General features: G+C 68.3%; 24 protein-coding genes. 12 read left to right on the forward strand and 12 right to left on the reverse strand.

Annotated features, from left to right (window positions below):
- Positions 1 to 116 precede the first annotated feature (116 nt).
- Positions 117 to 1,139, forward strand: coding sequence for a substrate-binding domain-containing protein (locus EJP67_RS25345; RefSeq protein WP_126024510.1), 1,023 nt, complete (start codon positions 117 to 119; stop codon positions 1,137 to 1,139).
- On the opposite strand, the gene EJP67_RS25350 is transcribed toward EJP67_RS25345, so the two are convergent.
- From EJP67_RS25350 to EJP67_RS25375, 6 genes are read right to left on the reverse strand one after another with little or no spacing between them, the layout of a single operon-like run.
- A complete protein-coding gene (locus tag EJP67_RS25350) occupies positions 1,094 to 2,059 on the reverse strand; it encodes an NAD(P)H-dependent flavin oxidoreductase (protein ID WP_126024511.1) in 966 nt (321 codons plus the stop codon). The two genes, EJP67_RS25345 and EJP67_RS25350, sit on opposite strands and share 46 nt — an antisense overlap.
- A complete protein-coding gene (locus tag EJP67_RS25355; protein ID WP_126024512.1) occupies positions 2,056 to 3,060 on the reverse strand; it encodes an NAD(P)H-dependent flavin oxidoreductase in 1,005 nt (334 codons plus the stop codon). The genes EJP67_RS25350 and EJP67_RS25355 overlap by 4 nt, the downstream gene beginning before the upstream one ends.
- The gene (locus tag EJP67_RS25360) at positions 3,057 to 4,163 is read right to left on the reverse strand and encodes a CaiB/BaiF CoA transferase family protein (RefSeq protein ID WP_126024513.1); all 1,107 of its coding nucleotides are present in this window, start codon (positions 4,161 to 4,163) and stop codon (positions 3,057 to 3,059) included. The genes EJP67_RS25355 and EJP67_RS25360 overlap by 4 nt, the downstream gene beginning before the upstream one ends.
- The gene (locus tag EJP67_RS25365) at positions 4,160 to 6,283 is read right to left on the reverse strand and encodes an acetate--CoA ligase family protein (protein WP_126024514.1); all 2,124 of its coding nucleotides are present in this window, start codon (positions 6,281 to 6,283) and stop codon (positions 4,160 to 4,162) included. Before EJP67_RS25365 ends, EJP67_RS25360 begins: the two co-directional genes overlap by 4 nt.
- 21 nt (positions 6,284 to 6,304) lie before the next feature.
- Positions 6,305 to 7,450, reverse strand: coding sequence for an acyl-CoA dehydrogenase family protein (locus EJP67_RS25370; protein ID WP_276312265.1), 1,146 nt, complete (start codon positions 7,448 to 7,450; stop codon positions 6,305 to 6,307).
- 38 nt (positions 7,451 to 7,488) lie between these two features.
- Positions 7,489 to 8,349, reverse strand: coding sequence for an IclR family transcriptional regulator (locus EJP67_RS25375; protein WP_126024515.1), 861 nt, complete (start codon positions 8,347 to 8,349; stop codon positions 7,489 to 7,491).
- A 191-nt stretch (positions 8,350 to 8,540) separates the two neighbouring features.
- On the opposite strand from EJP67_RS25375, the gene EJP67_RS25380 reads away from it, so the two are divergent.
- From EJP67_RS25380 to EJP67_RS25400, 5 genes are read left to right on the forward strand one after another with little or no spacing between them, the layout of a single operon-like run.
- A complete protein-coding gene (locus EJP67_RS25380) occupies positions 8,541 to 9,527 on the forward strand; it encodes a Bug family tripartite tricarboxylate transporter substrate binding protein (protein WP_126024516.1) in 987 nt (328 codons plus the stop codon).
- Between the two features lie 56 nt (positions 9,528 to 9,583).
- Positions 9,584 to 10,012, forward strand: coding sequence for a Zn-ribbon domain-containing OB-fold protein (locus EJP67_RS25385; RefSeq protein ID WP_126024517.1), 429 nt, complete (start codon positions 9,584 to 9,586; stop codon positions 10,010 to 10,012).
- The gene (locus EJP67_RS25390; RefSeq protein ID WP_126024518.1) at positions 10,009 to 11,163 is read left to right on the forward strand and encodes a thiolase family protein; all 1,155 of its coding nucleotides are present in this window, start codon (positions 10,009 to 10,011) and stop codon (positions 11,161 to 11,163) included. The genes EJP67_RS25385 and EJP67_RS25390 overlap by 4 nt, the downstream gene beginning before the upstream one ends.
- A gap of 27 nt (positions 11,164 to 11,190) precedes the next feature.
- Positions 11,191 to 12,012, forward strand: a complete 822-nt coding sequence (locus EJP67_RS25395; RefSeq protein WP_206169555.1) for an enoyl-CoA hydratase/isomerase family protein — start codon at positions 11,191 to 11,193, stop codon at positions 12,010 to 12,012.
- Positions 12,013 to 12,065: 53 nt separating this feature from the next.
- Entirely contained in the window at positions 12,066 to 12,881 is an 816-nt protein-coding gene (locus EJP67_RS25400; RefSeq protein WP_126024519.1) for an SDR family NAD(P)-dependent oxidoreductase, read from the forward strand.
- A gap of 39 nt (positions 12,882 to 12,920) precedes the next feature.
- Here the strand turns inward: EJP67_RS25400 and EJP67_RS25405 are convergent, their stop codons facing one another.
- From EJP67_RS25405 to EJP67_RS25415, 3 genes are all read right to left on the reverse strand, one after another.
- The gene (locus EJP67_RS25405; RefSeq protein ID WP_126024520.1) at positions 12,921 to 14,177 is read right to left on the reverse strand and encodes a serine hydrolase domain-containing protein; all 1,257 of its coding nucleotides are present in this window, start codon (positions 14,175 to 14,177) and stop codon (positions 12,921 to 12,923) included.
- Between the two features lie 110 nt (positions 14,178 to 14,287).
- The gene (locus EJP67_RS25410; protein WP_206169556.1) at positions 14,288 to 15,307 is read right to left on the reverse strand and encodes a helix-turn-helix transcriptional regulator; all 1,020 of its coding nucleotides are present in this window, start codon (positions 15,305 to 15,307) and stop codon (positions 14,288 to 14,290) included.
- Positions 15,308 to 15,432: 125 nt separating this feature from the next.
- Positions 15,433 to 15,954 (reverse strand): hypothetical protein, encoded by a 522-nt coding sequence (locus tag EJP67_RS25415; protein WP_206169557.1) that lies wholly within the window; start codon positions 15,952 to 15,954, stop codon positions 15,433 to 15,435.
- 292 nt (positions 15,955 to 16,246) lie between these two features.
- Between EJP67_RS25415 and EJP67_RS25420 the strand changes: the two genes are divergently transcribed.
- Positions 16,247 to 18,640, forward strand: coding sequence for a DNA polymerase II (locus EJP67_RS25420; protein WP_126024523.1), 2,394 nt, complete (start codon positions 16,247 to 16,249; stop codon positions 18,638 to 18,640).
- 92 nt (positions 18,641 to 18,732) lie between these two features.
- Here the strand turns inward: EJP67_RS25420 and EJP67_RS25425 are convergent, their stop codons facing one another.
- The 3 genes from EJP67_RS25425 to EJP67_RS25435 all read right to left on the reverse strand — a co-directional run bounded on the left by EJP67_RS25425 (position 18,733) and on the right by EJP67_RS25435 (position 19,515).
- Positions 18,733 to 18,984 carry a hypothetical protein gene (locus tag EJP67_RS25425; RefSeq protein ID WP_126024524.1) on the reverse strand — a complete coding sequence of 84 codons (252 nt, stop codon included), beginning with the start codon at positions 18,982 to 18,984 and terminating at the stop codon, positions 18,733 to 18,735.
- Positions 18,985 to 19,023: 39 nt separating this feature from the next.
- Complete coding sequence (locus EJP67_RS34145; protein WP_256228313.1) at positions 19,024 to 19,158, reverse strand: hypothetical protein; 135 nt, start codon at positions 19,156 to 19,158, stop codon at positions 19,024 to 19,026.
- Between the two features lie 81 nt (positions 19,159 to 19,239).
- Positions 19,240 to 19,515 carry a hypothetical protein gene (locus EJP67_RS25435; protein ID WP_126024525.1) on the reverse strand — a complete coding sequence of 92 codons (276 nt, stop codon included), beginning with the start codon at positions 19,513 to 19,515 and terminating at the stop codon, positions 19,240 to 19,242.
- 375 nt (positions 19,516 to 19,890) lie between these two features.
- On the opposite strand from EJP67_RS25435, the gene EJP67_RS25440 reads away from it, so the two are divergent.
- The 5 genes from EJP67_RS25440 (at position 19,891) to EJP67_RS25460 (ending at position 26,017) form a co-directional block, all read left to right on the forward strand.
- Positions 19,891 to 21,486 carry a class I SAM-dependent methyltransferase gene (locus tag EJP67_RS25440; RefSeq protein ID WP_126024526.1) on the forward strand — a complete coding sequence of 532 codons (1,596 nt, stop codon included), beginning with the start codon at positions 19,891 to 19,893 and terminating at the stop codon, positions 21,484 to 21,486.
- Between the two features lie 62 nt (positions 21,487 to 21,548).
- The gene (gene ggt / locus EJP67_RS25445) at positions 21,549 to 23,285 is read left to right on the forward strand and encodes a gamma-glutamyltransferase (RefSeq protein ID WP_126024527.1); all 1,737 of its coding nucleotides are present in this window, start codon (positions 21,549 to 21,551) and stop codon (positions 23,283 to 23,285) included.
- 60 nt (positions 23,286 to 23,345) lie between these two features.
- Complete coding sequence (locus tag EJP67_RS25450; RefSeq protein WP_126024528.1) at positions 23,346 to 24,095, forward strand: pseudouridine synthase; 750 nt, start codon at positions 23,346 to 23,348, stop codon at positions 24,093 to 24,095.
- Between the two features lie 112 nt (positions 24,096 to 24,207).
- Positions 24,208 to 25,212, forward strand: a complete 1,005-nt coding sequence (locus EJP67_RS25455) for a YncE family protein (protein WP_126024529.1) — start codon at positions 24,208 to 24,210, stop codon at positions 25,210 to 25,212.
- Positions 25,196 to 26,017: a polysaccharide deacetylase family protein gene (locus EJP67_RS25460; protein WP_126024530.1), complete on the forward strand. Its 822-nt coding sequence runs from the start codon at positions 25,196 to 25,198 to the stop codon at positions 26,015 to 26,017. Before EJP67_RS25455 ends, EJP67_RS25460 begins: the two co-directional genes overlap by 17 nt.
- Positions 26,018 to 26,033 lie beyond the last annotated feature (16 nt).

Here is a 26,033-nt window from a genome sequence, read left to right on the forward strand (position 1 = left end):
TTCATGGTTCGATTTTGGAAACGTTTCCGAAATGGTGGAAACCCTCGCCCGCTGTCACCTAAGATTCACCCCGTCCCAGTCCCCGTCTCCTTGCTCGCAAGGGAATCTCCATCCGAATGAATGCAGGAAAACAGAAGATCGATCTGCGCGACGTGGCGCGCCTGGCGGGCGTCTCGCTGGGCAGCGCATCGCGCGCGATGAACGGCGTCGGCGCCTCGGCGGCCACGCAGGAGAAGGTCAACCAGGCGGCTGCGGCGCTGGGCTACCGGCCCAACCACGCGGCGCGCGTGCTGCGCTCGAGGCTCAGCCGCACCGTCGGGTGCCTGCTGCCCGACATCTCGAACCCGCTGTATGCGCAGGTGTTCCGCGCGCTGGAAGACGAGTTCCTGCGCCACGACTACCTGCTGCTGCTGGCCAACGGCGCCAACGACGTCGATCGCGAGACGAAGGCATTGGGAACGTTCACGCAGCGTGGCATGGACGGCGTGATCCTCGCGCCCGGCAACGAGCGCAACGCGGCGCTGGTGGAGGCGCTGCGCGTGCTGCCGATGCCGGCCATCGTGTTCGACCGCGAGGTCAGCGGCGCCCACGACGCCGTGCTCATCGACCACGCGGGCGGCGTGCGGCGCGTGGTCGAGCACCTGCTGGGCCTGGGGCACCGCGACATCGCCCTCGTGCTCTGGCAGGGCGACACGCGGCCGGTGCGCCGCCGGGTGCAGGGCTTTCGCACCGCGTTCCAGGCCGCGGGCCTGCCGGTGCCCGACCTGCTGGTGCAGGCGCGCAGCGTCACGGCCTCGGTCAAGGCGGAAGTCACGGAGCTGCTTGCGCGACCCGACCGGCCGACCGCGCTGATCGTGCAGGGCACGCACATGCTCAACAGCGCACTGCGCGCCATCGCCGCGCGCGGGCTCCAGGTGCCACGCGACATCTCGGTGGTCGCCATCGGCGACACGCCCTTCGCGGCCGAGCACGACCCCGCGGTGAGCGTGCTCGACATCGACCAGGCCGAGACCGCGCGCTGCCTGGTCGACCTGCTGCTCACGCGGATCGCCGACAACGGCCTGCCGCAGCGCAAGGCGCGCGTCGGGCTGCGCTACGTGGAGCGCGATTCGGTGGCCGCGCCGCCGCGGTATTCCTGAACGAGCGCATCCACCAGCTCGGCGACCGTCGGCACGGCGCGCACGCCGGAGACCGAGTGGCCCGCGCTCCAGATGTCCGTCCAGCGCTGGCTGGGCGCCGCATTGGCGCCGCCGCCGTAGCGTCTTCTCGCTTCTTCCACCGAGATGCTTTCGTCGAGCGTCGAGATGTCGATGCCCAGCCGCCGTGCCGAGGGCGCCAGGAAACTGGCGGGCAGGCCGGTGAAGCCGCGCGTGAGCAGCACGTCGTCGATCGAGCTGTCGACCAGCATCTGCCGGTATTCGTCGCTCGCCAGGCTCTCCTGCGTGGCGATGAAGCGGGTGCCCATGATGCCGAGGTCGCAGCCTAGCTCCCTGGCGGCGCGCAGGGCCACACCGTCCGACAGCCCGCCGGCCAGCACGATGGGGCCGTCGAACACCCCGCGCACCGCGCGCACGAAGGCGAAGGGGTTCGCCCAGCCGGTGTGGCCGCCGGCGCCCGCGGTGAGCAGCACGAGGCCGTCGACACCCGACTCGACGGCGCGCACCGCATGGTGCAGCGAGGCCACGTCGGCGAACACCCGGCAGCCGCCTTCGTGCAGGCGCGGAACCACCGCAGCGGGCGAGCCCACGCTGGTGATCACGAGCTGCGCGCGGTGCCGTGCGATGAGCTCTACCTCGGCCATCACACGCGCGGGGTCGCGCCGCATGATGAGGTTGGGGCAGTAGGGCGCCGTGCGTCCAGGTGCGGCGGCGGCTTCTTCGTCCAGGCGGGTGAGCCAGGCATCGAATTCGTCGAGCGTCTGGCAGTTGGCCGTCGGAAAGGCGCCGATCACGCCTGCGGTGCAAGCGGCGGACACCAGTTCGATGCCCGAGACTCGCAGCATGGGCGCGACGATCAGCGGCAGAGCCAGTCGATCGAGGAAGGGAAGTGCTTTGGTCATTGCAGTGCGGTCGATGCGTTCAGGTGCGCCAGCGCGGCGCGCGTTTGCCGGATGAGTTCCTCGACGATCGCGGCCAGCGGCTCGGTGCGCGTGGCGAAGCCGATGGCGGGCCCGAGCGAGAGCATGCCGCCGCGCCAGTCGCCGTCGCCGTAGCAGCGGTCGCGCGCCACGCGGCTATCGAGCAGGGTGCCGAAGGCGGCGTGGTCGGCCGCGCCGGCGCGCTCGATGGCGTCGACCTGCGCGGCGGTGTCGTTGCGCAGCACGCGCCAGGTGTTGCCCAGCGTGTGCAGCAGGCGCACGGTGCTGTGCTCGTCGCAGCCAAGCAGGTGGTTCTTGTAGGCGGCGTGGGCAGACACCTCGTCGCTCACGAGGAAGCGGCTTCCCATCAGCACGCCGTCGGCACCGAGCGCGAGCGCGGCGGCGATCTGGCTGCCATGGCCGATGCCGCCGCCAAGCACCAGCGGAACGTGGAACTGCCCGCGCGCCGTGGCCAGCGCGCCCATCAGCATGGTCGGCAGCTCGTTGGCGCCGGGGTGCCCGCCTTCCTCCATGCCGACCAGTGCGACCGCATCGGCGCCGGCCGCCTGCGCGGCGAGGGCGTGCCGCACGCTCGATGCCTTGTGGATCACGATGCCGCCGGCTTCGTGGATCGCCCGGATCAGCGCATCGGGCGCGTAGCCCGCGGTCTCGAAGTGCCGCACGCCATGTTCGAGCGCGGTCTCCAGCGAAGCCCGCACACCGGCGTTGGCCTGCGGGCGCGCCGACAGCGTGAGGTTGACGCCGAAAGGGCGGCCCCCGGTGATCTCGCTGCAACGCCGCAGCTGCTCGTACAGCGCGGCCTCGCCGTCGAAGGAGCGCGGTGTGATGAAGCCCATGCAGCCTGCGTTGGTCAGCGCGCCCACATAGCGCGCGTCCGAGAGCCACATCAGCCCGCCGCCGAGGATCGGATAGGCCAGGCCGAAGAGCCGCGTCAGCCGTGTGGGCAGCGGTGGCTGGCTCACTGCAGCAGCTGCCGTGCGTTGTCGAGGCCGGGCGCGTCGCCCAACGCCGACGGATCGACGCCCGCGAGTGGCACCGGAAAGCGCACCAGCGACAGCGCCTCGGCGCCGTTGAGCAGGCCGCGCTGCGCGAACTGAGGCAGCGCAGCGAGATCTGCGGGCGACACCACGGGCGCGACGGGCAGGTCGTTGCGGGCCATCGTCTCGAAGGCTTCGGCCGAATCGCGCGTGGCGAGCTGCTGCGCGATGCGGTCGTTGATGGCCTGTGCCTGCTTCTTGCGCGCGCCCAGCGAGCGGTAGGCCTCGCCTGTGAAGTCGCCCATGTCGAGCACCTGGCAAAGCCGCGCCCAGAAATGGTCTTCGAGCGCGGCGACGCTCAGGTGCTGCCCGTCGCGGCAGCGGAAGCTGCCGTACGCGGGCTTCAGCTGCGTGGACGCGCGCTGGCGCTCGAGGCTGTCCGCGCCGTCGGCGCGGTAGGCGCCCAGGCGTGGGTTCATCCAGTGCAGCACGCAGTCGGCCAGGGCCACGTCCAGGTGCTGGCCCTGGCCCGTGTGTTCGCGCTGCAGCAGCGCCGCCAGCGTGGACGACAGCGCATACGTCGAGCCGCACAGGTCCGCCACCGGCAGGCCGAAGTTCTGCGTGGGCGGGCCGCCGGGTTCGCCCGAGACCGCGAGCGCGCCCGACGCGGCGAGGTAGTTGATGTCGTGGCCCGGCAGCTGCGCCCAGGGCCCCTGCTGGCCATAGCCGCTGAGGGAGACGTACACCAGGCGCGGGAAGCGCTCGCGAAGGCTCGCGTAGTCCAGGCCCAGGCGCGCCATCACGCCGGGGCGGTACGACTCCACCAGCACGTCGGCCTGCGCCACGAGCTCGTGCACGCGGGCGCGCTGCGCCTCGTCCTTCAGGTCCGCGAGCAGGCTGAGCTTGCCCCGGTTGACCGCCTCGAAGCCGCCCGGCCCCATGCGCCGCGCGTTGTCGCCGCCGGGCGGGCGCTCGATCTTGATGACGCGCGCGCCCATCTCCGCGAGGTTCTGCGTGAAGAAGGGGCCGGGCAGCAGTTCGCTGAAGTCGAGAACGGTGACGCCCGCGAGCGGGCCGCCGGCGCTCACGCTGCCCCTCGCTCGACGATGACCGCATCGAGCGGCAGGGCGCCTTCGCCCCGGGCACCGACCCAGATCGGGTTGAGGTCCATCTCCTCGATGCGCTCGGCGTTCGCCGTCACGAACTCGGACACACCCAGCAGCAGTCGCTCCAGCGCGGGCACGTCGGCCACGGGGCGGCCGCGCGCGCCGTCGAGCACGGGGAAGCAGCGCATCTCGCGCACCATCGAAGCGGCATCCTCGGGGCTCAGCGGGAGCAGCCGGCGCGTGACGTCGCGCAGGATCTCCACGTAGACCCCGCCCAGGCCGAATGTCATCACATGCCCGAACACCGGATCGCGCGTGACGCCCGCCATCAGCTCCACGCCGCCGCCCGGCGCCATCTTCTCGATCAGCAGGCCGTCGATGGCCGCATCGGGCTTGTGATGCCGGGCCGAGGCCATGATGTCGTCCCATGCCAGCGCCAGCTGCGCGCCGTCGGCGATGCCGACGCGCACGCCGCCGATGTCCGACTTGTGCAGGATGTCGGGGCTCGCGATCTTCGCGACCACCGGATAGCCCATGCCGTCGGCGATACGGCGCGCTTCTTCACGCGTGCGCGCCACGGCCACGGGCAGCAGCGGGATGCCGGCCTTCTCCAGCAGGGCCTTGGCCTGCAGTTCCGAGAGGCTGCGCACCTCGTCCTGCGCCGCTGGCACTGCGGCCGGAAGGCGGCGCGCCGGGCGGCCCGCCGCGCTGCGGTGCCAGCGGCCCCATTCGGTCCAGCGCCGGATCGCGGCGATCGCCTTGCCGACCGAGCGCGGCGGCGCGAAGCCGGCTTCCACCAGCATGCGGTAGCCCTCGCCGAGCCGGTCGCTCATCCAGATCGGCACGATGGGGCTGCGCACACGCTGCTGCGCGGCGATGATGGTCTGCGCCATGCGGATGGTGGTTTCGCCGTAGTCCAGCGCGATCGGCGTGACCACGCAGCCCGTGTTGGGGTCCGCCGCCACCGCGCCGAGCGTGCTCTCGACGAGGTCGGCGTCGCTGAGCACGGCGGCCGTGGTGTCGACCGGGTTGTTGATGGCCGCGTAGTCGGGCAGCTTGCCGCGAAGCAGCTCCGTGGTCTCGGGCGCGAACTCGGCCAGCGTGAGGCCGGCGGTGCCCACCGCATCGGCGGTCAGCGCGGTGGTGCCGCCCGAGGAGCAGTACACGCCGATCGCTTCGCGCTCGCCGGGCATGGTGCGAGCGAAGAGCCAGGCCGTGTCGACCAGTTCGTCGATGTCGTCGACCTCGATCACGCCGTACTGGCGGAACACCGCGCTGTTGACCTCGGCCGAGCCTGTCAGCGAAGCTGTGTGCGACTGCGCGGCGCGCTGGCCGTACTCCGACTTGCCGACCTTCAGCGCGATCACCGGCTTGCCGTTGTCCGCCGCGCACTGGAGCGCGGCCAGGAAGCGCGGGCCGTCCTTGATGCCTTCGAGCAAGGTCACGATCACCTTGATGTCCGGCGCGGTCGCCATGTAGTGGATGAAGTCGGCCACCTGCAGGTCCACCTCGTTGCCGGTGGAGGCCCACAGGCCGATGCCGATGCCGCGCTCCATCGCCTGCATCACGTTGCGCCCCAGGCCGCCGCCCTGCGTGGCCAGGCCGATCGGGCCCTTGACCAGGTCATGCGGGAACGATGGCGAGAAGGTCATGCCCAGGCGGGCGTTGACGTTGGTGAGGCCCGGGCAGTTGGGGCCGTAGATGCGCATGCCGGCCTGATCGGCGATCTCCTTGAGCCGGGCCTGGGCGCGTTGGCCCTCGGCACCGGCCTCGCCGAAGCCCGAGGTGAGGATGATCGCGAAGGGCACGCGCCGGGCCGCGCATTCCTCCATCACCGCGATGACGCCCGAAGCGGGCACGGCGATCACGGCGACGTCGGGCGTCTGCGGCAGCGAGGCGATGCTGGGCCAGCAGCGATGGCCGCGCAGCTCGCTCTTGGTGGGATTGACCAGGTAGAGCTCGCCGTCGATCTGCGAATGGTCGAGCAGGTTGCTCAGGGTGCGCCCGCCGATGCTCTGCGGCCGCTCGGAGGCGCCGACCAGGGCGATGGCGCGCGGATTGATGAGGCGAGACAGGTCGGTGCTGAAGGCCGGATGGGTCATGCTGTGCGACTCCCGCGGCGTTCAGGCGATGGCCGAGATGCCGAGGATCTCGCGCCCGACGATCAGCGTCTGCACTTCGGTCGTGCCTTCCGGAATGGTCCCGCCGCGGGTGTCGCGGAAGATCCGCTCGATCGGGTAGTCGGTGGCGTAGCCCAGGCCGCCGTGTACCTGCAGCGCCATGCTGGCCACCTCGTGGGCGGCTTCTGTGGCGTAGAGCTTGGCGATGGACGCGGCGGTGCGTGCGTCGTGGCCCGAGTCGAGCGCGGCGGCGGCGCGCAGGCCCAGGGCGCGCGCGGCCTCCACGCGGATCGTCATGTCGACGATCAGCTTCTGCACCAGCTGGAAGCTGCCGATGGGCTTGCCGAACTGCGTGCGCGTGCGCGCGTAGTCGATGGAGAGGTCGAGCGCCGACTGCGCGGCGCCCACGGCACCCATCGCGATGTTCACGCGCGCGCTGTCCAGGCCGATCAGCATCTTCTTGAGCGCGCCGCCTTCCTCGCCCAGCAGGTTCTCGCGCGGCACCTTGACGTTGTCGAAGCCCAGCTCGGCCGTGCCGGTGCTGCGCAGCACCATCGTGTCGACGCGTCGCATCTCGTAAGGCGACACGTCGCGCTCGACGAGGAAAGTGGAGAGCTGGCCCTGGCAGTCTGGGCTGAAGGTGCGCGCCACGACGATGCCGAAGTCGCCGAAGGCGCCGTTCGTGATCCACAGCTTGCGGCCGTTGAGCACGTAGTGGTCGCCCTGCAGGTCGGCGCGGGTCTGCACCTGCGCGATGTTGGAGCCCGTGCCCGGCTCGCTGATGGCGCTGAAGCAGCGGCGCTCGTTGTTCAGCAGCGGCTTGAGGAAGCGCTCCTTCTGCGCGGGCGTGGCCTCGGCCGCGAGCTTGTTGATGGCCGCGTTGGTGATGTTGAGCATGGTGCGCAGCGAAAGCCAGGCATAGCCCGCTTCCTCCATCAGCATCGCCCAGGTGAGCTGGTCCAGGCCCATGCCGCCTTCTTCTTCCGACAGCCTTCCGCCCAGGTAGCCGAACTCCGACAGGGGCTTGAGCAGCTCGAAGGGAAAGGTCTTCTCCTGGTCGTGGCGCGCGACGATGGGGGCGACCTCGCTCTTCATGAAGCGGCGGATGCTGTCGCGCAGCATGGCTTGTTCTGCAGTCTGGGTGTACACGTTGTCTCCTGTTTGATGGTGATGAAGGTGGGCCGCGCTCAAGGCTCTGCGGGAGGCGAGGCCTTGGCGCCGCGGCGGGAAGATGAAGAGGCCGGCGAAGAAGCCGTTGAAGAAGAGGCTGCTGCCGTCGCCGGCTGCTCGCGCGTCGCGCCTTCGGCGGCCTGCTTGCGGAAGACGATGGCCTTGACCTCCTGCAGCGCCTCGAGGCAGCGCTCGCGCTGGTCTCGCATGCGATGGGTGAGCCCGGCCACCGAAAGGGCCAGCGTCTCCCCGCCGATCTGGCCGGCGACCGCCACTGCGGTCAGCCCTTCGCTGCCTTCGTTCTCGACCCAGATCCAGCCCTGTTCGCGCGCACGTTCCACCTGCGCTTCGAGTTCGGACAGGTCGGTGAGCGTGCCCGAGGCCAGCACGCGCAGCGGCTTCAGGCGCAGCTGGCGCGCCGCCTCTTCCGGCGTGCCGACCGCGAGGATCGCCTTGCCGAGGGCGGAGACGTGCAGCGCGAGCTTGTCGCCCACGTGCTGCATGTAGCGAAGCGCGTGGCGGCCTTCGCTGAGCGCGATGACTTTCACGACGCCGTTCTCCAGCCGGCCGCACAGGCCGGTCTCGCCGGTGCGGTCGCGCAGCAGCTCGCAGGCCTCGGCACCCACGGCGTACAGCGGGTCGCTTGCGGAGATTTCCTTGGCAACGGTGAGCAGGCGCGCGGTTGGATAGAAGCGCCGGCTGCGCGCGGTGCGCAGCAGGTAGCCCAGTTCGTGCAGCGTGTGCAGCAGGTCGGAGCAGCTGCTCTCGGGCAGGTCCATGAGGCGGGCCAGGTCCGAGTTGGACAGCTCGCGTTTTTCGCGCGCAAAGACTTCGAGCAGGGTCATCGTGCGGGCGGCTGCAGGGACGATGGTTGGCATGAATCCTCCGATAGGTCGTAGAAGTTATCGATCATAGCTACGGGAGTCATGCATTTACCGGCGATTTCAGTTGAATGATTTCCTGGAGGAGGCAGAAAACACGGTTGTCAAACAACGATGGGTTGAAGTAGTCTACGTCTATTCGTAGAAAAAACGCAATTGAAGAGCGTCACAAAACCCGGAGACAACCCTTGAAAACCTTCCTCAAAGCTCTCGTCGCTGCCAGCAGCGCGCTCCTCCTCGCCACTGCAGTGCATGCGGCTGGCGAAGCCGACGGCTGGCCTTCGAAGCCGCTGACCTTCGTCGTGCCGTTTCCACCCGGCGGCATCACCGACAACACTTCCCGCCTGCTTGCGCTGAAGCTGGGCGAGAAGCTCGGCCAGCAGGTGGTCGTCGACAACCGCCCCGGTGCCGGCGGCTCCATCGGCGTGGAATACGCGGTGCGCCAACCGGCGGACGGCTACACGCTGATCTACGGCACGCAGGGCACGCACGCGGCCAACCTCGCGCTCTACAAGAACGTGCGCTACGACCCGGTCAAGGACTTCACGCCCGTGCACGGCATGTCGGAGTCGCCGCTGATCCTGGTCATCAACCCGAACAAGCCGTTCAAGACGGTGCCCGAGCTGGTGGCGTACGCCAAACAGAACCCCGGCAAGCTCAACTTCGGCTCGGCGGGCGCGGGCACGGCCACGCACCTGACGGCGGAGCTCTTCCAGACGACCGCGGGCATCAAGATGACGCACGTGCCCTACAAGGGCAGCAGCCCCGCGTTGACCGACCTGATCGCCGGCAACCTCGACCTGGCCTTCGACTACGCGGCCGTGGTGCTGCCCTTCGTGCAGTCGGGCAAGCTCAAGGCGCTGGCCGTGACCGGCAAGTCGCGCCTGGGCAGCGCGCCCGACCTGCCGACCGTCGCCGAACTGGGCTACCCCGGCGCCGAGTCGAGCGCATGGGGCGCCATGTTCGTCTCGTCGAAGACGCCCGCGCCTATCGTCAAGCGCCTTGCCGACGCCATGGCGGAAGTCATCGTGAATCCGGAAGTCCTGGCCGCCACCGAGAAGTTCGGCAGCGTGCCGATGCGCGGCATGCGCGGCGAGAAGCTCGACGCATTCGTCAGGTCCGAGATGACGCGCTGGCGCGAGGTGGTGCAGAACTCCGGCGCCAGGCTGGAGTAGCACGCGCGCCGCCTCCCCCAACTCCTCTTTTTTCGACAACCGGGAAATCCGTTTCTATGACCACTGACCTGCGTGGCCTGCAGCCACAGCATCCGACGCTCTACCAGCTCGCGCCCGACGGCGAGTCGCTGGAGTTCCTCTATGCGCAATGTCCGGCGTGCCGCAAGCTCGTCTTTCCCGCCAACGTGCCCGGCTGCAGCCACTGCGGCGATCCGCTGCAGGGCGCCGAGAAAGTGGCGCGTCCCGGCGGCGGCAAGCTGCTGGAGTACGTCACTTTGCACGTGCCACTGCTGCCCGGCATGGAGGTGCCGCGCATCGCCGCCGACATCCTCATCGAGGACGGGCTCGTCGAGGAGGGCGTGATCGCCGGCTCCGACGAGTCGGCCCTGCATGTCGGCATGGCGTTGCGTGCCGTCGCGGTGGCGCAGCCGGGCGGCGAGACCTTCGCCTGCCGCTTCGTTCCGGCTGAAGGAGCGGCGCGATGAGCAACTGGATCGACGACAACGAAGGCGTGTACGTGGCCGGCATCGGCATGCACGCGTACCAGTTCCCGAGCGAGACGCCCTACACGCACCTGGGCCTGACCGCGGTGCGCGCCGCGCTGGCGGACGCGGGCCTGGCCTGGCCGCAGGTGAACAGCGCCTACGTGGGCACCACCTCCATCGGCATGGCGGCCGGGCGCGTGATGCTGCGGCACCTCGGCTCCAGCGGGCTCGCGGTCACGCAGGTCGAGAATGCATCGGCATCGGGCTCGTTCGCCTTCCGGCAGGCGTGCATGGAGGTGGCGCGCGGCGTCAGCGACGTGGTGCTGGCGGTGGGCGTGGACAAGCACGGCGACGCCCGGCGCGCGGCCGACAAGGAAGGCCTCGCCCGGCTGAGCGAGACGGCCAACGTGCCTGCCGTGAAGTTCGCGATGATGGCCCGCACCTACCTGCGCGAACGCGGTGCGGACGCGGCCTCCATGGCGCAGGTGGCGGTGAAGAACCATGGCAACGCGTCGCGCAACCCCTTCGCGCAGTTCCGCAAGCCGCGCACCCTCGAACAGGTGCTCGCCTCGCCGGCCGTGGCGGGCGACCTGACCGTGCAGCAATGCTGCCCGCGCGGCGAAGGCGCCGCGGCCGTCATCGTCGTCTCGGGCCGCGCGCTGCGCCGTCTGGGCCTGGACGCTTCCCGCTGCGTGCGCGTGCGCGCCTCGACCGCGTGCAGCGAAACACCCGAGACCTCCTACGGCGCCGCGGCGGTCGACCTCGTGCGCGCCAGCGCCCGCGCGGCGCTCGAACAGGCGGCGATTCCCGCAAGCCGGCTGGACCTGCTGGAGCTCCACGACGCCTTCTCGGTGGAGGAACTGCTCTACAGCGAAGCCATCGGCGTGTGCGAGCAGGGCGAGGGCGCCGCATACCTGCTGCGCGGCGACTCGCGCATCGGCGGGCGCTGCGCGATCAACGCATCGGGCGGCCTCATCGGCATGGGGCACCCGCTGGGCCCCACCGGCATCGGCCAGATCGCGGAGATCACGCGGCAGCTCCGCGGCGAGGCCGGCGACCGGCAGCACGCAGGTGCCGGCTGGGGCATGGCCCACATGATCGGGCTCGGGTCGGTGGCCATCGCGCACGTGCTCTCCCGCGCCACGGCATGACAGCGCAAGAACTCGCAAGGAAACACGATGCCTGAAGAAAACAACCGTCCCGACCTAGTCGAACTCTCGACGCTCACTTACCGTGTCGAAGGGCATGTGGCCATCGTCACGCTCAACCGGCCCGACCGCATGAACACGCTGGGCGGCACGATGAAGCCCGACCTCGCCCACGCCTTCTTCGAACTGGCGCGTGCCGACCAGCGCGTGCGCGTGGTGGTGCTCACGGGCGCCGGCGAGCGCGCCTTCTGCGCCGGCGCCGACATCAAGGAGCGCGCCGACCACCAGATCTGCGCCACCGACTTCTTCGTCGCCCAGAAGGCGACGCACGACCTGTTCCGCGGCATCGAGGAATTCGAGAAGCCCACTCTCGCGGCGATCAACGGCGTCGCGCTCGGCGGCGGCCTCGAACTGGCGCTGTGCTGCGACCTGCGGCTCGCGGCCGACCATGCACGGCTGGGCCTTCCCGAAGTGAAGCTCGGTGTGCTTCCCGCAGCGGGCGGCACGCAGCGGCTGCCGCGGCTGATCGGCGAGGCGCGCGCCAAGGCGCTGATGTTCACGGCCGCGCAGATCGATGCGGCCAAGGCCCTCGACTACGGCCTGGTCACGCAGGTGCTGCCCGGCGCCGAGCTGCTGCCGGCCGCCATCGCCCTCGCGCAACAGATCGGCGAGATGCCGCCGCTGGCGGTGCGCTTCGTCAAGCGGGCCGTCAACCGCGGCATGCAGACCGACCTGGACAGCGGCCTCGAGTACGAGCGCTATGCCGCGGCCATGCTCGTGGACAGCGAGGACCGCAAGGAAGGCATGCGCGCCTTCGTCGAGAAGCGCAAGCCCGTGTTCCAGGGGCGCTGAGCCCCGTCCGCATTCCCCATCCATTCAAAGCAAGCAATCAAGGAAACACACATATGAAACTCGGTTTGGACTCACAGGTCGCGCTGGTGACCGGCGGCGGCCAGGGCGTGGGCCGGCAGATCTGCATCGAACTCGCACGCGAAGGCGCGCGCGTCGTGGTCAACGACCTGTTCCCCGAGCGGGCGCAGGCCGTGGCGCGCGAGATCGAGGCGCAGGGCGGCAAGGCGCTGGCAGCGCCCGCCGACATCACGCAGGCCGAGCAGGTGCAGGCCATGGTCGATGCCGCCGCGCGGCACTTCGACGCGCCGGTGCAGATCCTCGTGAACAACGCCGGCATCATTCCCGAGCGCCGCGAGAAGGGCGGTCGCACGCCGGCCTTCGTCGACATGCCGGTGGCCGACTGGGCCAAGATCGTCAACCTCAACGTGTATGGCACCTTCCACTGCTGCCACGCGGTGCTGCCCGGCATGGTTGCGGCCAAGCGTGGGCGCATCGTGAACATCATCTCGGAGGCCGGCCGGATCGGCGAGGCCAACATGGCCGTGTACTCCGGCGCGAAGGCCGCCATCGCGGGCTTCGCCAAGGCGCTGGCGCGCGAGCACGGCCGGCATGCCATCACGGTCAATTCGATCGCGCTCGGCGCGGTCTCGCACGAAGGCATCAAGGACGGTCCGCTGCATCCGGACGCAACAGTGCAGAACAACGAACTGCTCGCGAAGATGGTGAATCTCTATCCGATCTCAAAGGGCGTCGGACGGCTGTCCAGGCCGGACGACGTCTCCGGCCTGGTCGCGTTCCTGGCATCCGATCGCGCGTTGTTCGTCACTGGCCAGACGATCGGGGCATCGGGCGGTTTCGCGATGATTTGAAGTGATTGCCGCAAACAGCGCTCATCCCTATGCGGTCCTCTATCTGGATGGCTTCCAGGCCGAGACCGCCAGCAGGAAGGCGCGCGTTTCGGCATAGGGCTCATCGCGGCCCGGCGGCATGTAGCTGAGCTTCACGACCACCGTGCGGGTGGCCGGTTCGACGTACGTGTACTGGCCTTGCAGCCCAAGGGCGTAGTACGCGCCGGTGCTCGGAAAGGTCCACCACTGGTAGCCGTATCCGCCGTTCGGCGAGTCGCTGCCGGGCACCGAGGCCGTCGCCGCCTTGACCCACTTCTCGGGAATGATCTGCTTTCCGTTCGCCCGGCCGTTGTTCAGGAAAAGCAGTCCAAGGCGCGCCCAGTCCCTCGCGGTTGCATTGAATCCCGCCCCGGTGAACTCGCGGCCCACGCCCGGGCCGCCGTCCATGATGAAGAAGCCGTTGCTCTCCGCGCCCAGGGGCTCCCACAGTTTCTCGCTCATGTAGCCCGCAAAGGTGGTGCCGCTGACGCGTTCGACCAGCCAGCCGAGCACGGCCGTGTCGATCGTCTTGTAGGCGAAGTGGCTGCCCGGCGGATGCGCACGCCCGATGGTCGTGGCGACATCCGCGAAGCGCGAGGTGTTTCGCACGAGCGACGACATGTGGTTGCTCGCCGCGATGCCGGGATTCTGGAAGTCGTACCGCTCCTCGTAGTCCACTCCGGACCGCATCTCCAGCACCTGCCGGATCGACACGTCCCTGTAGGCGCCGCGCGCGAGCTCGGGGAGGTACTTGACGATCGGATCCTCGATCGAGGCGATGCGTTTCTCCTCCAGCGCGATGCCGACCAGGGTGGAGACGATGGATTTCGTCATGGACCAGCCCATGAACCGCGTGCTGTCGTCGCAAAGGTTGCGGTAGTTCTCGTAGACGATGGCGCCGTCCTTGATGACCACAAGGGCGTTGGTGTAGGTGCGGTCGAGGAAGTCCTCCGGAGTGCGGGCGGCGCCTGCGAACTCGTAGCGGAAGTTCAGCGGCGCGTCGTTGCGCGGAATGGCCCATGTCGCGCGCCGGTGGATGACTTCCCGGGTGTCGAAGATCCGGTCCATCGAGCGGAAGGTCAGTGCGTTGATGCCCGGGTTCAGCATCTGCCAGCGCACTTCCTGGAGCGCGACGGGAACGGAAGAAGCCGGCGCGCCCGCGGGCGGGGGCGGCATCGGTTGCGAATGGGCGGCGCAGGCAAGCAGTGCCAGGCCGCATGCGGTTGCGAGTCCGCGCGCTCGCAGGCTGGCGGCCATGGTTTGGAAGCCGAGTCTCATTGGCGAATTCCTTGGGTGTAGTGCCCGCTCTCGCAGGCTGAGCTTTGGAGCCGGCAGCGTAGCGAGCGGCCTTCGCGGTCAGGCCTCTGCAAATGAGGAGGGGCGGGAAACTACGGGGCCTCGCGCGTGCCAGAGCCCAGGGCGGACAGAAGCTCGATCTTGTTGCGCACGCCGAGGGCGGCGTACACGTTGCGCAGGTAGGTGCGCACTGTCGCGGGGCTCAGATCGAGCCGCTCGGCAATCTCCTTGTAGGAGCGGCCCTCGGCGTACAGGGTGGCGGCCCGGCGTTCGCGCGGGGCGAGTGGATCCCCGGGGCTTCGGTCTTCGAGCACCAGCGCGAGCAGGCGACCGCAGGGCGCGATCGACACGCGATCCGAGCGGCCCATCGCGACGGAGCACGGCGCCTGGCGGGCCAGGTCCGCGATGTCGGGAGGCAGCATCGTTCCCTGCCAGTCGGGATGGGCCCGGTGGAGGACCTGCCCCAGCCTTGCGCCCAGGTAGAGCAGGCGGCCTGCGCCATCGGCGAACGCATACGCGCTCCACGCGCGGCCCGGCACGGCGCCTTGCAGGCCGTCGAGCACATCGCGCCAGTGCTGCACGAGGTGGCGCGTGAACTCGCCGAAGATGACGGCCTCTTCATCGCGGAAAGCCGAGTCGGCACCGCGGCGGTAGATCGATACGAAGAACAGCAGCCCGCTCGCCGGCAACTCCAGCGTGATCGCCATGGCGTGATGGAGGCCGTGCCGCTTGCAGAACGTGTCGACCGTGCTCCCCGGCGCATGCCTGCCGTCGCCCGAGCCGCCGCGCAGCACCACGCCGCAGTGTGCAATGGATGCACTTGCGAACTCGTCCGCGTCGGCGAGCGCATTCCACTCCTGCGCGAAGCTGGCGCTCAGCCCGATGCTGCCGTGCAGCCAGTTCCTGGGCGGGCTGCCGTCAGAGCCGGGCGAGACTTCTCCCCACCATGCCGAGTCGAAGGGAACCAGGCTTTTCAGCACCAGAAGGGCCTCGCGGTGCATGTCCTGCGCATTGCCGGAACGAGCGAGGGTGACCAGGGCCAGAAGGCACATCCCGAAATCCCTCAGGGTGGCCAGGCCGGACTCCGCCGGTACGCTCTCCAGCGTGCGCATGGTGGATGGGGCTTGCGCGGTCATGCGGGCGAAACCGGGTGTTGGTCGGAAAAAGTGTATCTGCCAAGACTGGGGGCTTCTTGCTGGATACGTCGAGCGCGCGGCCAGCCGGCGGCCTCGGCCGGTCAGGGCGCGAACACCTCCGGATGGGTATGGCGCCAGGCGCCGATGCAGCCGATCAGGCAGACGGTGTGGCTGATCATCGTGCGCTCGCGCCCCTGGCCGGCGAACGTGATCGCCAGGTTCAGGTGTTCTTTGCGCCAGGCCAGCACCCTGCCGGAGAACCCGGGCCGCTCATGCTCCTCGTCCAGGTCGGGTGGGCCGTGCGCGTCGATGCAATCCTGCGGCGTCGAGCCGATGGCGAGGCCCATAGGAAGAGGGCCGGAAAACGGCGCCTTGATCCTGTCGTCCGATCCGGGCGCGAGAAGCTCCACGGAGCCGACGATCCATGCTTCGTCCTCGGGGTGGTTCGATCCCGTCAGTCCGTTCAGTTTTTGCGCCTGGTAGATGTCGATGCGCACGGACGCCTTGGGTATCCAGATGATCTCCTCGCTCGAGGAGAACGCACCCGGACCGGAAACCCTCTTGACGCCCAAGGAGCCCAGTACCTCGCGAACCTTCTTGCTGTCGAAAGGCTGGCCGATCATTGCGACCAGCCGTTCTGATATTTCTTTCACTCGAGAGACCTCTGCTTCGTACGTTGCGATGGGCCGATGCCCAAGAGACGGCGCGGCATGATAGGTGATCGAGCCATGCGGAAGCTTCGGGGTCGGGCGCAAAGCCATGACAAGATGGCCGCGGCCCGGCCGACATCGGCGGATCCAGTCTTTGCCAAAGGTCGAGGCAGGCGCGCAGCCCCGGCCAAGGTTCCGCGGAACGTGGCGATGACTGCGCAAGAATCGGGCGTGACCGAGTCCGCCCTTCTTTCTTCGCACCCCCATGTCTCAGCCTCACGCGGCGTCCACCGAACTCAAGGGATTCATCCTCACCCGCCACTGGCGTGACGCACCCGCCGGCACCGAGATCGAGTACTGGCTGGCCACGGATGCAGGACCGGTGAAGGTGCTCCTGACCTCCCAGGCCTGCGTCGCGTTCGTCGCCGCCCGGCACCGCGCGGCAGTGGAGGCGCAGCTTGCCGCCATGCCAGGGATGGAGATTCGCGAGCTCGACCTGAAGACCTTCGGGCAGGAACCCGTCGTCGGTGTCTATGCGAGGCACTTCCGGCAACTGGGCCGGTTGGCGCGTGCGCTGCAGCCGCAAGGCGTTCCTGTGCTCGAAGCGGACGTGCGTCCGCACGACCGCCATCTCATGGAGCGCTTCATTACCGCCGGCGTGCTGGTGGAAGGAGGGCGGGCAGGCCGCGCCAACGTCGTCGACGGCAAGCTCAGGCCCGCGCCAGAGTTCCGCCCGGCGCTGAAGGTGGTGTCGCTGGACATCGAAACCAGCCAGCACGAAGCGCTCTATTCCATTGCACTGGACGGCCTTCCGCAGCGCGTGGTCTTCATGCTGGGCGAGCAGCCATCCGGGCGGGATGAGCCTGCGGACTTCTCTCTCGTCTATTGCCCGACCCGCAAGGCCATGATCGAGAAGCTCAACGAATGGTTCGAGAGGAACGATCCGGACGTCATCGTCGGCTGGAGCGTCATCCAGTTCGACCTGCGGGTGCTGCAGAAGACGGCCAACGACTGCGGGACGCAACTGCTTCCGGGACGGGAGCGAGGTGCCATCGACTGGCGCACCCATCCGGGCAAGCAGGGCTATCTGTTCGCGTCAGTGGCCGGGCGGGTGATCGTCGATGGCATCGAGGCACTGCGGGCCGCGATGTGGAGCTTTCCTTCCTTCAGCCTGGAGAGCGTCTCGCAGGCGCTGCTCGGCGAAGGCAAGGCCATCGGCGACGAGTACGACAAGATGGCCGAGATCGAGCGGCGCTACCAGGAGGACAAGCCCGCGCTCGCGCACTACAACATCCGTGATTGCGAGCTCGTCCTGCGCATCTTCGAGAAGGCGAAGCTGCTGCAGTTCGTGCTGGAACGAGCGCAGACCACCGGCCTGCAGATCGACCACTTCGGCGGCTCCATCGCGGCGTTCAGCCACCACTACCTGCCTCGCATGCATCGCCTGGGCTACGTGGCGCCGAACGTGGGCGAGATCCCGAGCAAGGCCTTTCCCGGGGGCTACGTGATGGACTCGAAGCCGGGGTTCTACGACTCCGTCGTGGTGCTGGACTACAAGAGCCTCTATCCCTCGATCATCCGCACCTTCCTCGTCGATCCCGTGGGCCTGGTGGAAGGCTCCGGTGCCGGCGCCGCCGACCCGGCCGCGGTCGTGCAGGGCCCCCAGGGGACGACCTTTTCGCGCACGAAGCACTGCCTGCCGGAGATCGTGACCACGCTCTGGCGCGCGCGCGACGAGGCCAAGCGGGCCGGGAACGAACCGCTGTCGCAGGCGCTGAAGCTGCTGATGAACTCGTTCGCCGGCGTGCTGGGCGCATCGGAGTGCCGCTTCTTCAATCCCAAGCTGGTGTCGGCCATCACTCTTCGGGGCCACGAGATGATGAAGCTCACGCGCGAGTTCGTGGAACGCCGGGGCTACGAGGCCATCTACGGCGACACCGACTCCATCTTCATCTGGCTCGGGCGCACCCACACCAACGAGGAGGCGCATGCCGTCGCGGCGGGCCTCGTGAAGGACATCAACGGCTGGTGGACGCGCACCCTGCGCGAGACGCACGGACTCGAGAACTTCCTCGAGATCGAGTTCGACACCCACTACAGCAAGTTCTTCATGCCCACCATCCGCGGCTCCGACGTGGGCAGCAAGAAGCGCTATGCCGGCCTGGGCAAGGACGCCGCGGGCAAGGAGGAAATGATCTACCGCGGCCTGGAGATGGCTCGCAGCGACTGGACCCCGCTGGCGCGGCAGTTCCAGGAGGGGCTGCTCTCGCGCATCTTCCGCGGCGAGCCCTACGAGGAGTTCGTGAGGGAGTACGTGCGCTCGACGCTGTCAGGCGGCCAGGACGAGCTGCTCGTCTACAGGAAGCGCCTGCGCCATCGCCTGGATGCCTACCTCGTCAACGTGCCGCCGCAGGTGCGCGCCGCGCGCCTGGCCGACGAACACAACGACCGGCTTCGTCGGCCCAGGCAGTACCAGAACGGCGGCTGGATCCGGTACGTCATGACGCGCAACGGTCCGGAACCGATGGAGACCCTCCACTCCCGGATCGACTACGACCACTACCTGAGCCGGCAGCTGCAGCCGATCGCGGATGCCATCCTGCAGCCCATGGGAGAGAGCTTCGCGGCCCTGACGAGTTCGCAGCAGCATCTTTTCTAGCCCGGCAGAGGGGATCAGTCGCCGGGTCTTTCTCTGGTTTTCAGCAGCGAGCCCCGAAAGCAGACGTGCTTGCGGACGCCTGCAGCCTGCCGCTACCGCAGTGCGACCTCGGCTCCATCGGCGGCCACCATGACGCCGGGCGAAGCTTCGTCGATCTCGATGCGCACGCCCATGTGTTTCGTCGCGCTCATGTCCCGCTCGCCCGGAATGGTCATGAGCTCCAGGCAATGGACGTATTCGGCGCGCAGTGCCGGGCTCAGCACGAACTTCTGGGGATAGGCGTTGTTGTTGGCTCTCCAGTGCTCGGAGAGCTTTTCGGTCATCTGCAGGTAGAGGGTGGTCATCCGGGGATTGTCGCGGCGCCGCGGTCACCCGGATTCAGTTCAATAGCACTGGAACAGCACACCCTGCTCCGCGGGTGCCCTGCCAAGCCAGCGCGGCGTCTTGTCGCGCGCATCGCAGTAGTCGGAGGCCTGGACATAGGTCATGGCGCGCAGCACGCCTTCGCGGACTTGCATCACTTCGTTGGGTGGGGTCGAGCAGCCGGCCAGGACCAGGAGAGCAAGCGGAAGCAGTGTGCGCCAATTCATCGGGGCATTCTAAGACCGCGGATCGTTGGAGCTGCGCCCGCGCTCGGGGTAGAGATACTTGAAGTATTCGCCGGAGCGGCCGAACAGCTGCCGCGCCAGCTGGACCGGATCTTCACCCTTGTGCTTCTCGTAGAGCACGGGCCCCCAGATGATGAAGCCGTCGATGCTGAGGCTCTTCGGGGAGGGCTCGATGGCCTTCCACGCATGCGCGAACTTCGAGATCCAGGCCAGCGCATCCTTGAGCGCATGGTTGGGTGGGGCGGGCGTTTCTTCGGTTGGGGGCATGGCGTGCATCCTTGCTGAAAAGACTGTACAAATATACAGTAAACTATGCCCATGGAAAACAAGCTGTTCACAAACGGGCCTGGTGGCTCGACGACTGTCCGGCATGTCCATCCGGTTTTTCTGATTTCTCCTTGACGGGTAAACCGTCCCCCGCCGGTCAACCTGAGCGGGGGCCTTGATGCATTGCCAAGCAGATAGGCATTTCAAGCCCAGCCTCGTGCTGGGCTTTTTTTTGCAGGCGGCACCCGTGTGCGGCCCCGTGAAGCCGCGCTTCTTTTTGCCTGGGCGCAAGGCTATAGTCGGCAGGCACTGTCACATTGCAGTCACTGCAATCTCCGCTCTCGCCCGCCTGCCCAGATCCCGAAAAGGACGCCCGTGCCGGATTCCCTGACCTCCGAGTTGACCAGCTACTACGACACGGTGCCCTATGACTCGCATCCGTTCCCGCAATCGGCGATGGAGCACCTGGAAGCGCTGGCCTTTCTCTTCGGTCTCGACGTTCCTCCTCCCGCAACGGCCCGCGTGCTCGAACTCGGCTGCGCCGCCGGCGGCAACCTGATTCCCTTCGCGGCACGCCATCCCCAGGCGCGCGCGGTCGGCGTCGACCTGTCGACCGTGCAGGTGGCGCAGGGCATGGCGGCCATCGCGCGTGCGGGGCTCTCGAACATCGAGCTCAGGGCTTTCAATCTCGCGGACATCGATGCCTCGTTCGGCCAGTTCGACTACATCGTCTGCCACGGCGTCTACAGCTGGGTGCCGGCCCCGGTGCAGGAGGCGATCCTGCGCATCTGCGCCGAGAACCTCGCACCGGACGGCGTTGCCTACGTCAGCTACAACGTGTACCCCGGCTGGAAGGCCCGCGAGATCGTGCGCGACGCGATGATCCTGCGCGGCGGCCCCCGCGACTCTCCCGACGAAAAGCTCTCCTATGCCCGCGGCATGCTCGACTTCCTCGAGCAGTCGGCCCGCGCCGACAGCGTGCTCAAGAAGACGCTCGAAGAGGCGATGCCCATCGTGCGCAACGCCAACAGCTCCTACCTGCTGCACGAGTTCCTCGAACCCTGCAACGCGCCGTGCTATTTCAAGGAGTTCGTCGCGCGCGCGGAGGCCTGTGGCCTTGCCTATCTTTGCGATGCCGAGCCGTCGACGATGTTCGTGCAGAACTACGGCGAGAAGGTGCGCGATCCGCTGCTGCGCGAATGCGGCGGCAGCCAGGTGCTCATGGAGCAGTACCTCGACTTCCTGGTCAACCGCACGTTCCGGCAGACGCTGCTGGTGGGGCAGTCGCATGCCAGGGACATCCGCTACAAGCTGCAGCCCGGGCGCATCCGCCAGCTCGAACTCGCCGGCATGTTCAAGACCGAGGACGGCACCGCGCTCTCGCTCGACGCGCGCGAGCAGCCCTGCAATGCGCAGCGCGGCCTCAAGGTCACGATGCGGCTGCCGGTGCACAAGGCGGTGGCGCATCTGCTCGACACGCGCTATCCGGCCTCGATGTCCGCCGGAGCGCTCATCGGGGCCGTGGCCGGGCTGGTGGGACAGCCCGTAGCGGCGGTCGAGCCGGCCGTGATGGCCATGGTCGAGGAGCTGCTGATCCTCGGCGCCTTGCGCTTCAGGCGCTCGCCGGTGCTCACGGCCGATGCGATTTCCAGCCTGCCCCAGGCGCTTTCCGCGGTGCGGGGCTCGGTGGCCCTGGTGGCGGGCGCCAGCGTCACGGCCAGCACCTGCAACCAGTGGCACGAGCACGTGACGGTGTCGCTGCTCGAACGCAGCCTGCTGCCGCTGCTCGACGGCACCCATTCGCACGAGGCGCTGGCAGAGCATCTCGAAGCCGAGGTGCGCAGCGACCGGCTGCGCTTCGTCAAGGACGACAAGCCGCTGACCGAGCCGGCGGCCGTCCGGGAGTTCGCGCGCCAGCAGGTCGCGATCGCGCTCGACGCATTGCGCCGCAAGGCGCTGCTGACGGCCTGACCCTATCGATCGGCAAGACACACACATCAGATTCTTCAACACGCTCTAGAGGAGACTTCAACATGCAACAAATCCACTGGACTCCCAGGCTGAGGGGCGCCGTCGCGGCAGTGCTCGCGCTGGCCGCGGCCGGCGCGTCGAACGCCGCTTCTGTGGCGCCCGTCGCGGCCGAGAACGGCATGGTCGTGAGCGCCCAGCACCTGGCCACCAAGGTCGGCGTCGACGTGCTCAAGCGCGGCGGCAACGCGGTCGATGCGGCGGTGGCCGTGGGCTATGCGCTGGCGGTGGTCTACCCCGCGGCCGGCAACCTCGGCGGCGGCGGCTTCATGACCGTGCAGCTGGCCGACGGCCGCAAGACCTTCCTCGACTTCCGCGAGAAGGCACCTCTGGCCGCCACGGCCAACATGTACCTCGACAAGGACGGCAACGTCATCAAGGGCCTGAGCACCAAGGGCCACCTCGCCGTGGGCGTGCCGGGCAGCGTCTCGGGCATGGAATACGCGCGCGAGAAGTACGGCACCATGAAGCGCGGCGACCTGCTCGCCCCGTCGATCCAGCTGGCCGACAAGGGCTTCGCGCTGCAGCAGGGCGACATCGACCTGCTCGCCACCGCCACGGCCGACTTCAAGGAAGACCCGGCCACGGCCGCCATCTTCCTGAACAAGGGCGAGCCCTACAAGGTGGGCGACAAGCTGGTGCAGAAGGACCTGGCCAGGACCCTGCGCGAGATCAGCGCCAAGGGCACCGACGGCTTCTACAAGGGCTGGGTCGGCAATGCCATCGTGGCCTCCAGCCAGGCCGGCAAGGGCCTGATCACGCAGGCCGACCTCGACCAGTACAAGACGCGCGAAATGGCTCCGGTGGAGTGCGATTACCGCGGCTACCGCGTGGTGTCGGCGCCCCCGCCGAGCTCGGGCGGCGTGATCATCTGCGAGATGCTCAACATCCTCGAGGGCTATCCGCTCAAGGACCTGGGCTACCACTCGGCACAGGCGGTGCACTACCAGATCGAAGCCATGCGCCACGCCTACGTGGACCGCAACAGCTACCTGGGCGACCCCGACTTCGTGAAGAACCCGCTCGAGCGCCTGCTCGACAAGGGCTACGCCGAGAAGATCCGTGCCGTCATCGATCCGAAGAAGGCCGGCGTCTCCAAGGACATCAAGCCCGGCGTCGCGCCGCACGAAGGCAGCAACACCACCCACTACTCGATCGCCGACAAGTGGGGCAACGCGGTCTCGGTGACCTACACGCTGAACGACTGGTTCGGCGCCAAGGTCACGGCCGCCAAGACCGGCGTGCTGCTGAACGACGAGATGGACGACTTCACCTCGAAGGTGGGCGTGCCCAACCTCTACGGCCTGGTGCAGGGCGAGGCCAACAAGATCGAACCGGGCAAGCGCCCGCTGAGCTCGATGAGCCCGACCATCGTGTCCAAGGACGGCAAGCCGGTGATGGTGGTCGGTACCCCGGGCGGCAGCCGCATCATCACCGCTGTGATGCTGACCATGATCAATGCCATCGACTACGGCATGAACGTGCAGGAGGCCGTGGACGCGCCGCGCTTCCACCAGCAGTGGCTGCCCGACGTCACCAATGTCGAGACCTACGCGCTGAGCCCCGACACGCGCAAGATCCTGACCGACATGGGCCACAACCTGGGCGTGCCGCAGCCGGCCAACCACCTGGCGGCGATCATCGTCGGCGCGCCTTCGCTGGGCGGCAAGCCGGTGGGCAACAACCGCTTCTACGGCGCCAACGACCCCCGCCGCAACACGGGCCTGGCGGCAGGGTACTGATCCTGCGGCAAACTCGAAGGCGGTCGTGCCCTGGCGGCGCGGCCGCTTTTTTCTTTTCCCATGCATCTGCAAGACATCCTCTACACCCAGGGCTTCGGCACGCGCCGCGTGTGCGCGGGGCTGGTCCAGCAAGGCCACGTGAGCATCGGCGGCGAAGTGGTGGACGACCCGTTCGCTGACCTGGAACCCGAAGGACTCCACTACATCGTCCAGGGCACCCCGTGGGAGTACCACGAGAAGGCCTACCTGATGCTGCACAAGCCCGCCGGCACCGAGTGCTCGCAGAAGCCCTCGACCTATCCGAGCATCTACACGCTGCTGCCGTCACCGCTGCGGCTGCGGCCCAACAAGGGCGCGGTGCAGGGTGTGCAGGCCATCGGCCGGCTCGACCAGGACACCACCGGCCTGCTGCTTCTGACCGACGACGGCCAGTTCATCCACAAGATGGGCTCGCCCAAGCACCACGTGCCCAAGGTCTACGAGGTGACGGCCAAGCACCCGGTGGACGAGGCACAGATTGCGAAACTGCTGGCCGGCGTGGTGCTCGACGACGATCCGAAGCCGGTACGCGCCGCCGCCTGCGAATCCGACGGCCCGCTGCACCTGCGGCTCACCCTCACCGAGGGGAAGTACCACCAGGTCAAGCGCATGCTGGCCGCGGTCGGCAACCGGGTGGAGGGGCTGCACCGCTCGCGCATCGGCGAGCTGGCGCTGCCTGCCGAACTCGCGCCCGGGCAGTGGCGTTGGCTGACCGCCGACGAGGTGGCGGGCCTGCGTGCGCCGGCCAAACCCGCCAAGGCGTTGAAATAGAAGGGAAAAACGCGAGGAAAACGCTGAGAAACGGGGGAAAAGGGCACGGTCCCGGTCAGCCAGTCTTAAGGGCCGGCCGTTAACATTCCGAACTCTCTCCCGGAACATTCCCTTGCGACTCCCAGCCCGACCGAATGGCCGCCTCGCGGCTTTCCTGCTTGCCTGCATGACGGCCTTCGCGGCCCATACCGCCGCCGCAGCGCCAGAACCCCCTCCGATCTTCGTGCTCAACTCGCTGGACGCGAACGTGAGCGTGATCAATCCCGTCGACTGGACGGAAAAGCAGCGCATTCCCACCGGCAAGGAGCCGCACCACATCTACATGACGCCAGACGAGAAGTCGGTCATCGTGGCCAATTCGGCAGGCGACTCGCTGACCTTCCTGAACCCCCGCACGGCCGAAGTGCAGCGCGTGGTCTACGGCATCATCGATCCGTACCAGCTGCAGTTCTCGCGCGACATGAAGTGGTTCGTCACGGCGGGCAACCGCCTGAACCACGTCGACGTCTACCGCTGGGACGGCAAGGACCTGAAGCTGGCCAAGCGCATCGCCAGCGGCAAGACGCCCAGCCACATCTGGATCGACAACACCAGCACCATCGCCTACGTGACGATGCAGGACAGCGACGAGATGATCGCTGTCGACCTGCCCACCCAGACCATCAAGTGGCGCACCGCCACCGGCGCCATGCCGGCCGACATCTTCGGCGTGCACAACGACAAGACCCTGCTCGTGGGCCTCACCGGCAGCGACGGCGTGCAGGTGTTCGACGTGGCCGGCGCCGAGCCGAAACTGGTCGGCAAGATCCCCACCGGCAAGGGTGCCCACGCCTTCCGCTCGGCCGGCGACGGCAAGAGCGTGTTCGTGAGCAACCGCGTGGCCAACAGCATCAGCCGCATCGACCTGGCGACGCTGAAGGTGGTCGCCACCTACCCGGTGCCCGGCGGTCCCGACTGCATGGACGTGTCGGCCGACGGCAAGACGCTCTACGTGACGTCGCGCTGGGCCAAGAAGCTCAGCGTGGTCGACCTGGCCAGCAACAAGGTCGTGCGCCAGGTCAACGTCGGCCGTTCGCCTCACGGCGTGTGGACGCTGGACCATGCCAGGCGCATCTAGGCGCGCCGGCCTGGCCGTCGCGGCTTCCATGGTCGCGCTGGCGGCGGTGCCGTCCCCCGGCGCCTGGGCGGCGCAGGAGCCGCCCGCCTGCGAAAAGCCCGTCTACCTGACCTTCGACACCGGCCACATGGGCATCGCGCCGCTGGTGGCCGACGTGCTCAAGCGGCAGGACGTTCGCGTCACCTTCTTCGCCGCCGCCGAGCGCACCCAGACCGACGGCGACAGCCTCGACGACCACTGGGCGCCGTGGTGGAAGGCGAGGGCGGCCGAGGGCAACGAATTCGGCTCCCACACGTACGACCACGCCTACTGGCGCGCCGACGTGAAGGGCGTGCCGCCGTCCTTCCGCATCAAGCCCTCGGCCGGCCCGCAGAACGGCAAGGAATCGACCTGGAGCGCGGCCGAGTACTGCGCCAACATAAAAAAGGCTTCCGACCGGCTGGCGGCGGTCACCGGCAAGAAGCCGCTGCCGCTGTACCGCGCGCCGGGTGGCAAGACCTCGCCCGCGCTGCTGGCTGCGGCCGAAGGCTGCGGCTACAAGTACGTGGGCTGGGCGCCCGCCGGCTTTCTCGGCGACGAGCTGCCGAGCGAGAAATTCAGCAACGCGAAGCTGCTCACGCAGGCGCTGGACACCATCCGCCCCGGCGACATCCTGCTCGCGCACCTGGGCATCTGGTCGCGCAAGGACCCGTGGGCGCCGGCCAACCTCGAGCCGCTGATCGTCGGCCTGAAGGCCAAGGGTTTCTGCTTCCGCACGCTGCGCCAGCATCCGGACTTCAAGGCCTGGATCGCCTCCCATCCCTGAACGACTGAACGACGAG

It is taken from the genome of Variovorax guangxiensis (genome assembly GCF_003952165.1).
GTDB lineage: Bacteria > Pseudomonadota > Gammaproteobacteria > Burkholderiales > Burkholderiaceae_C > Variovorax > Variovorax guangxiensis.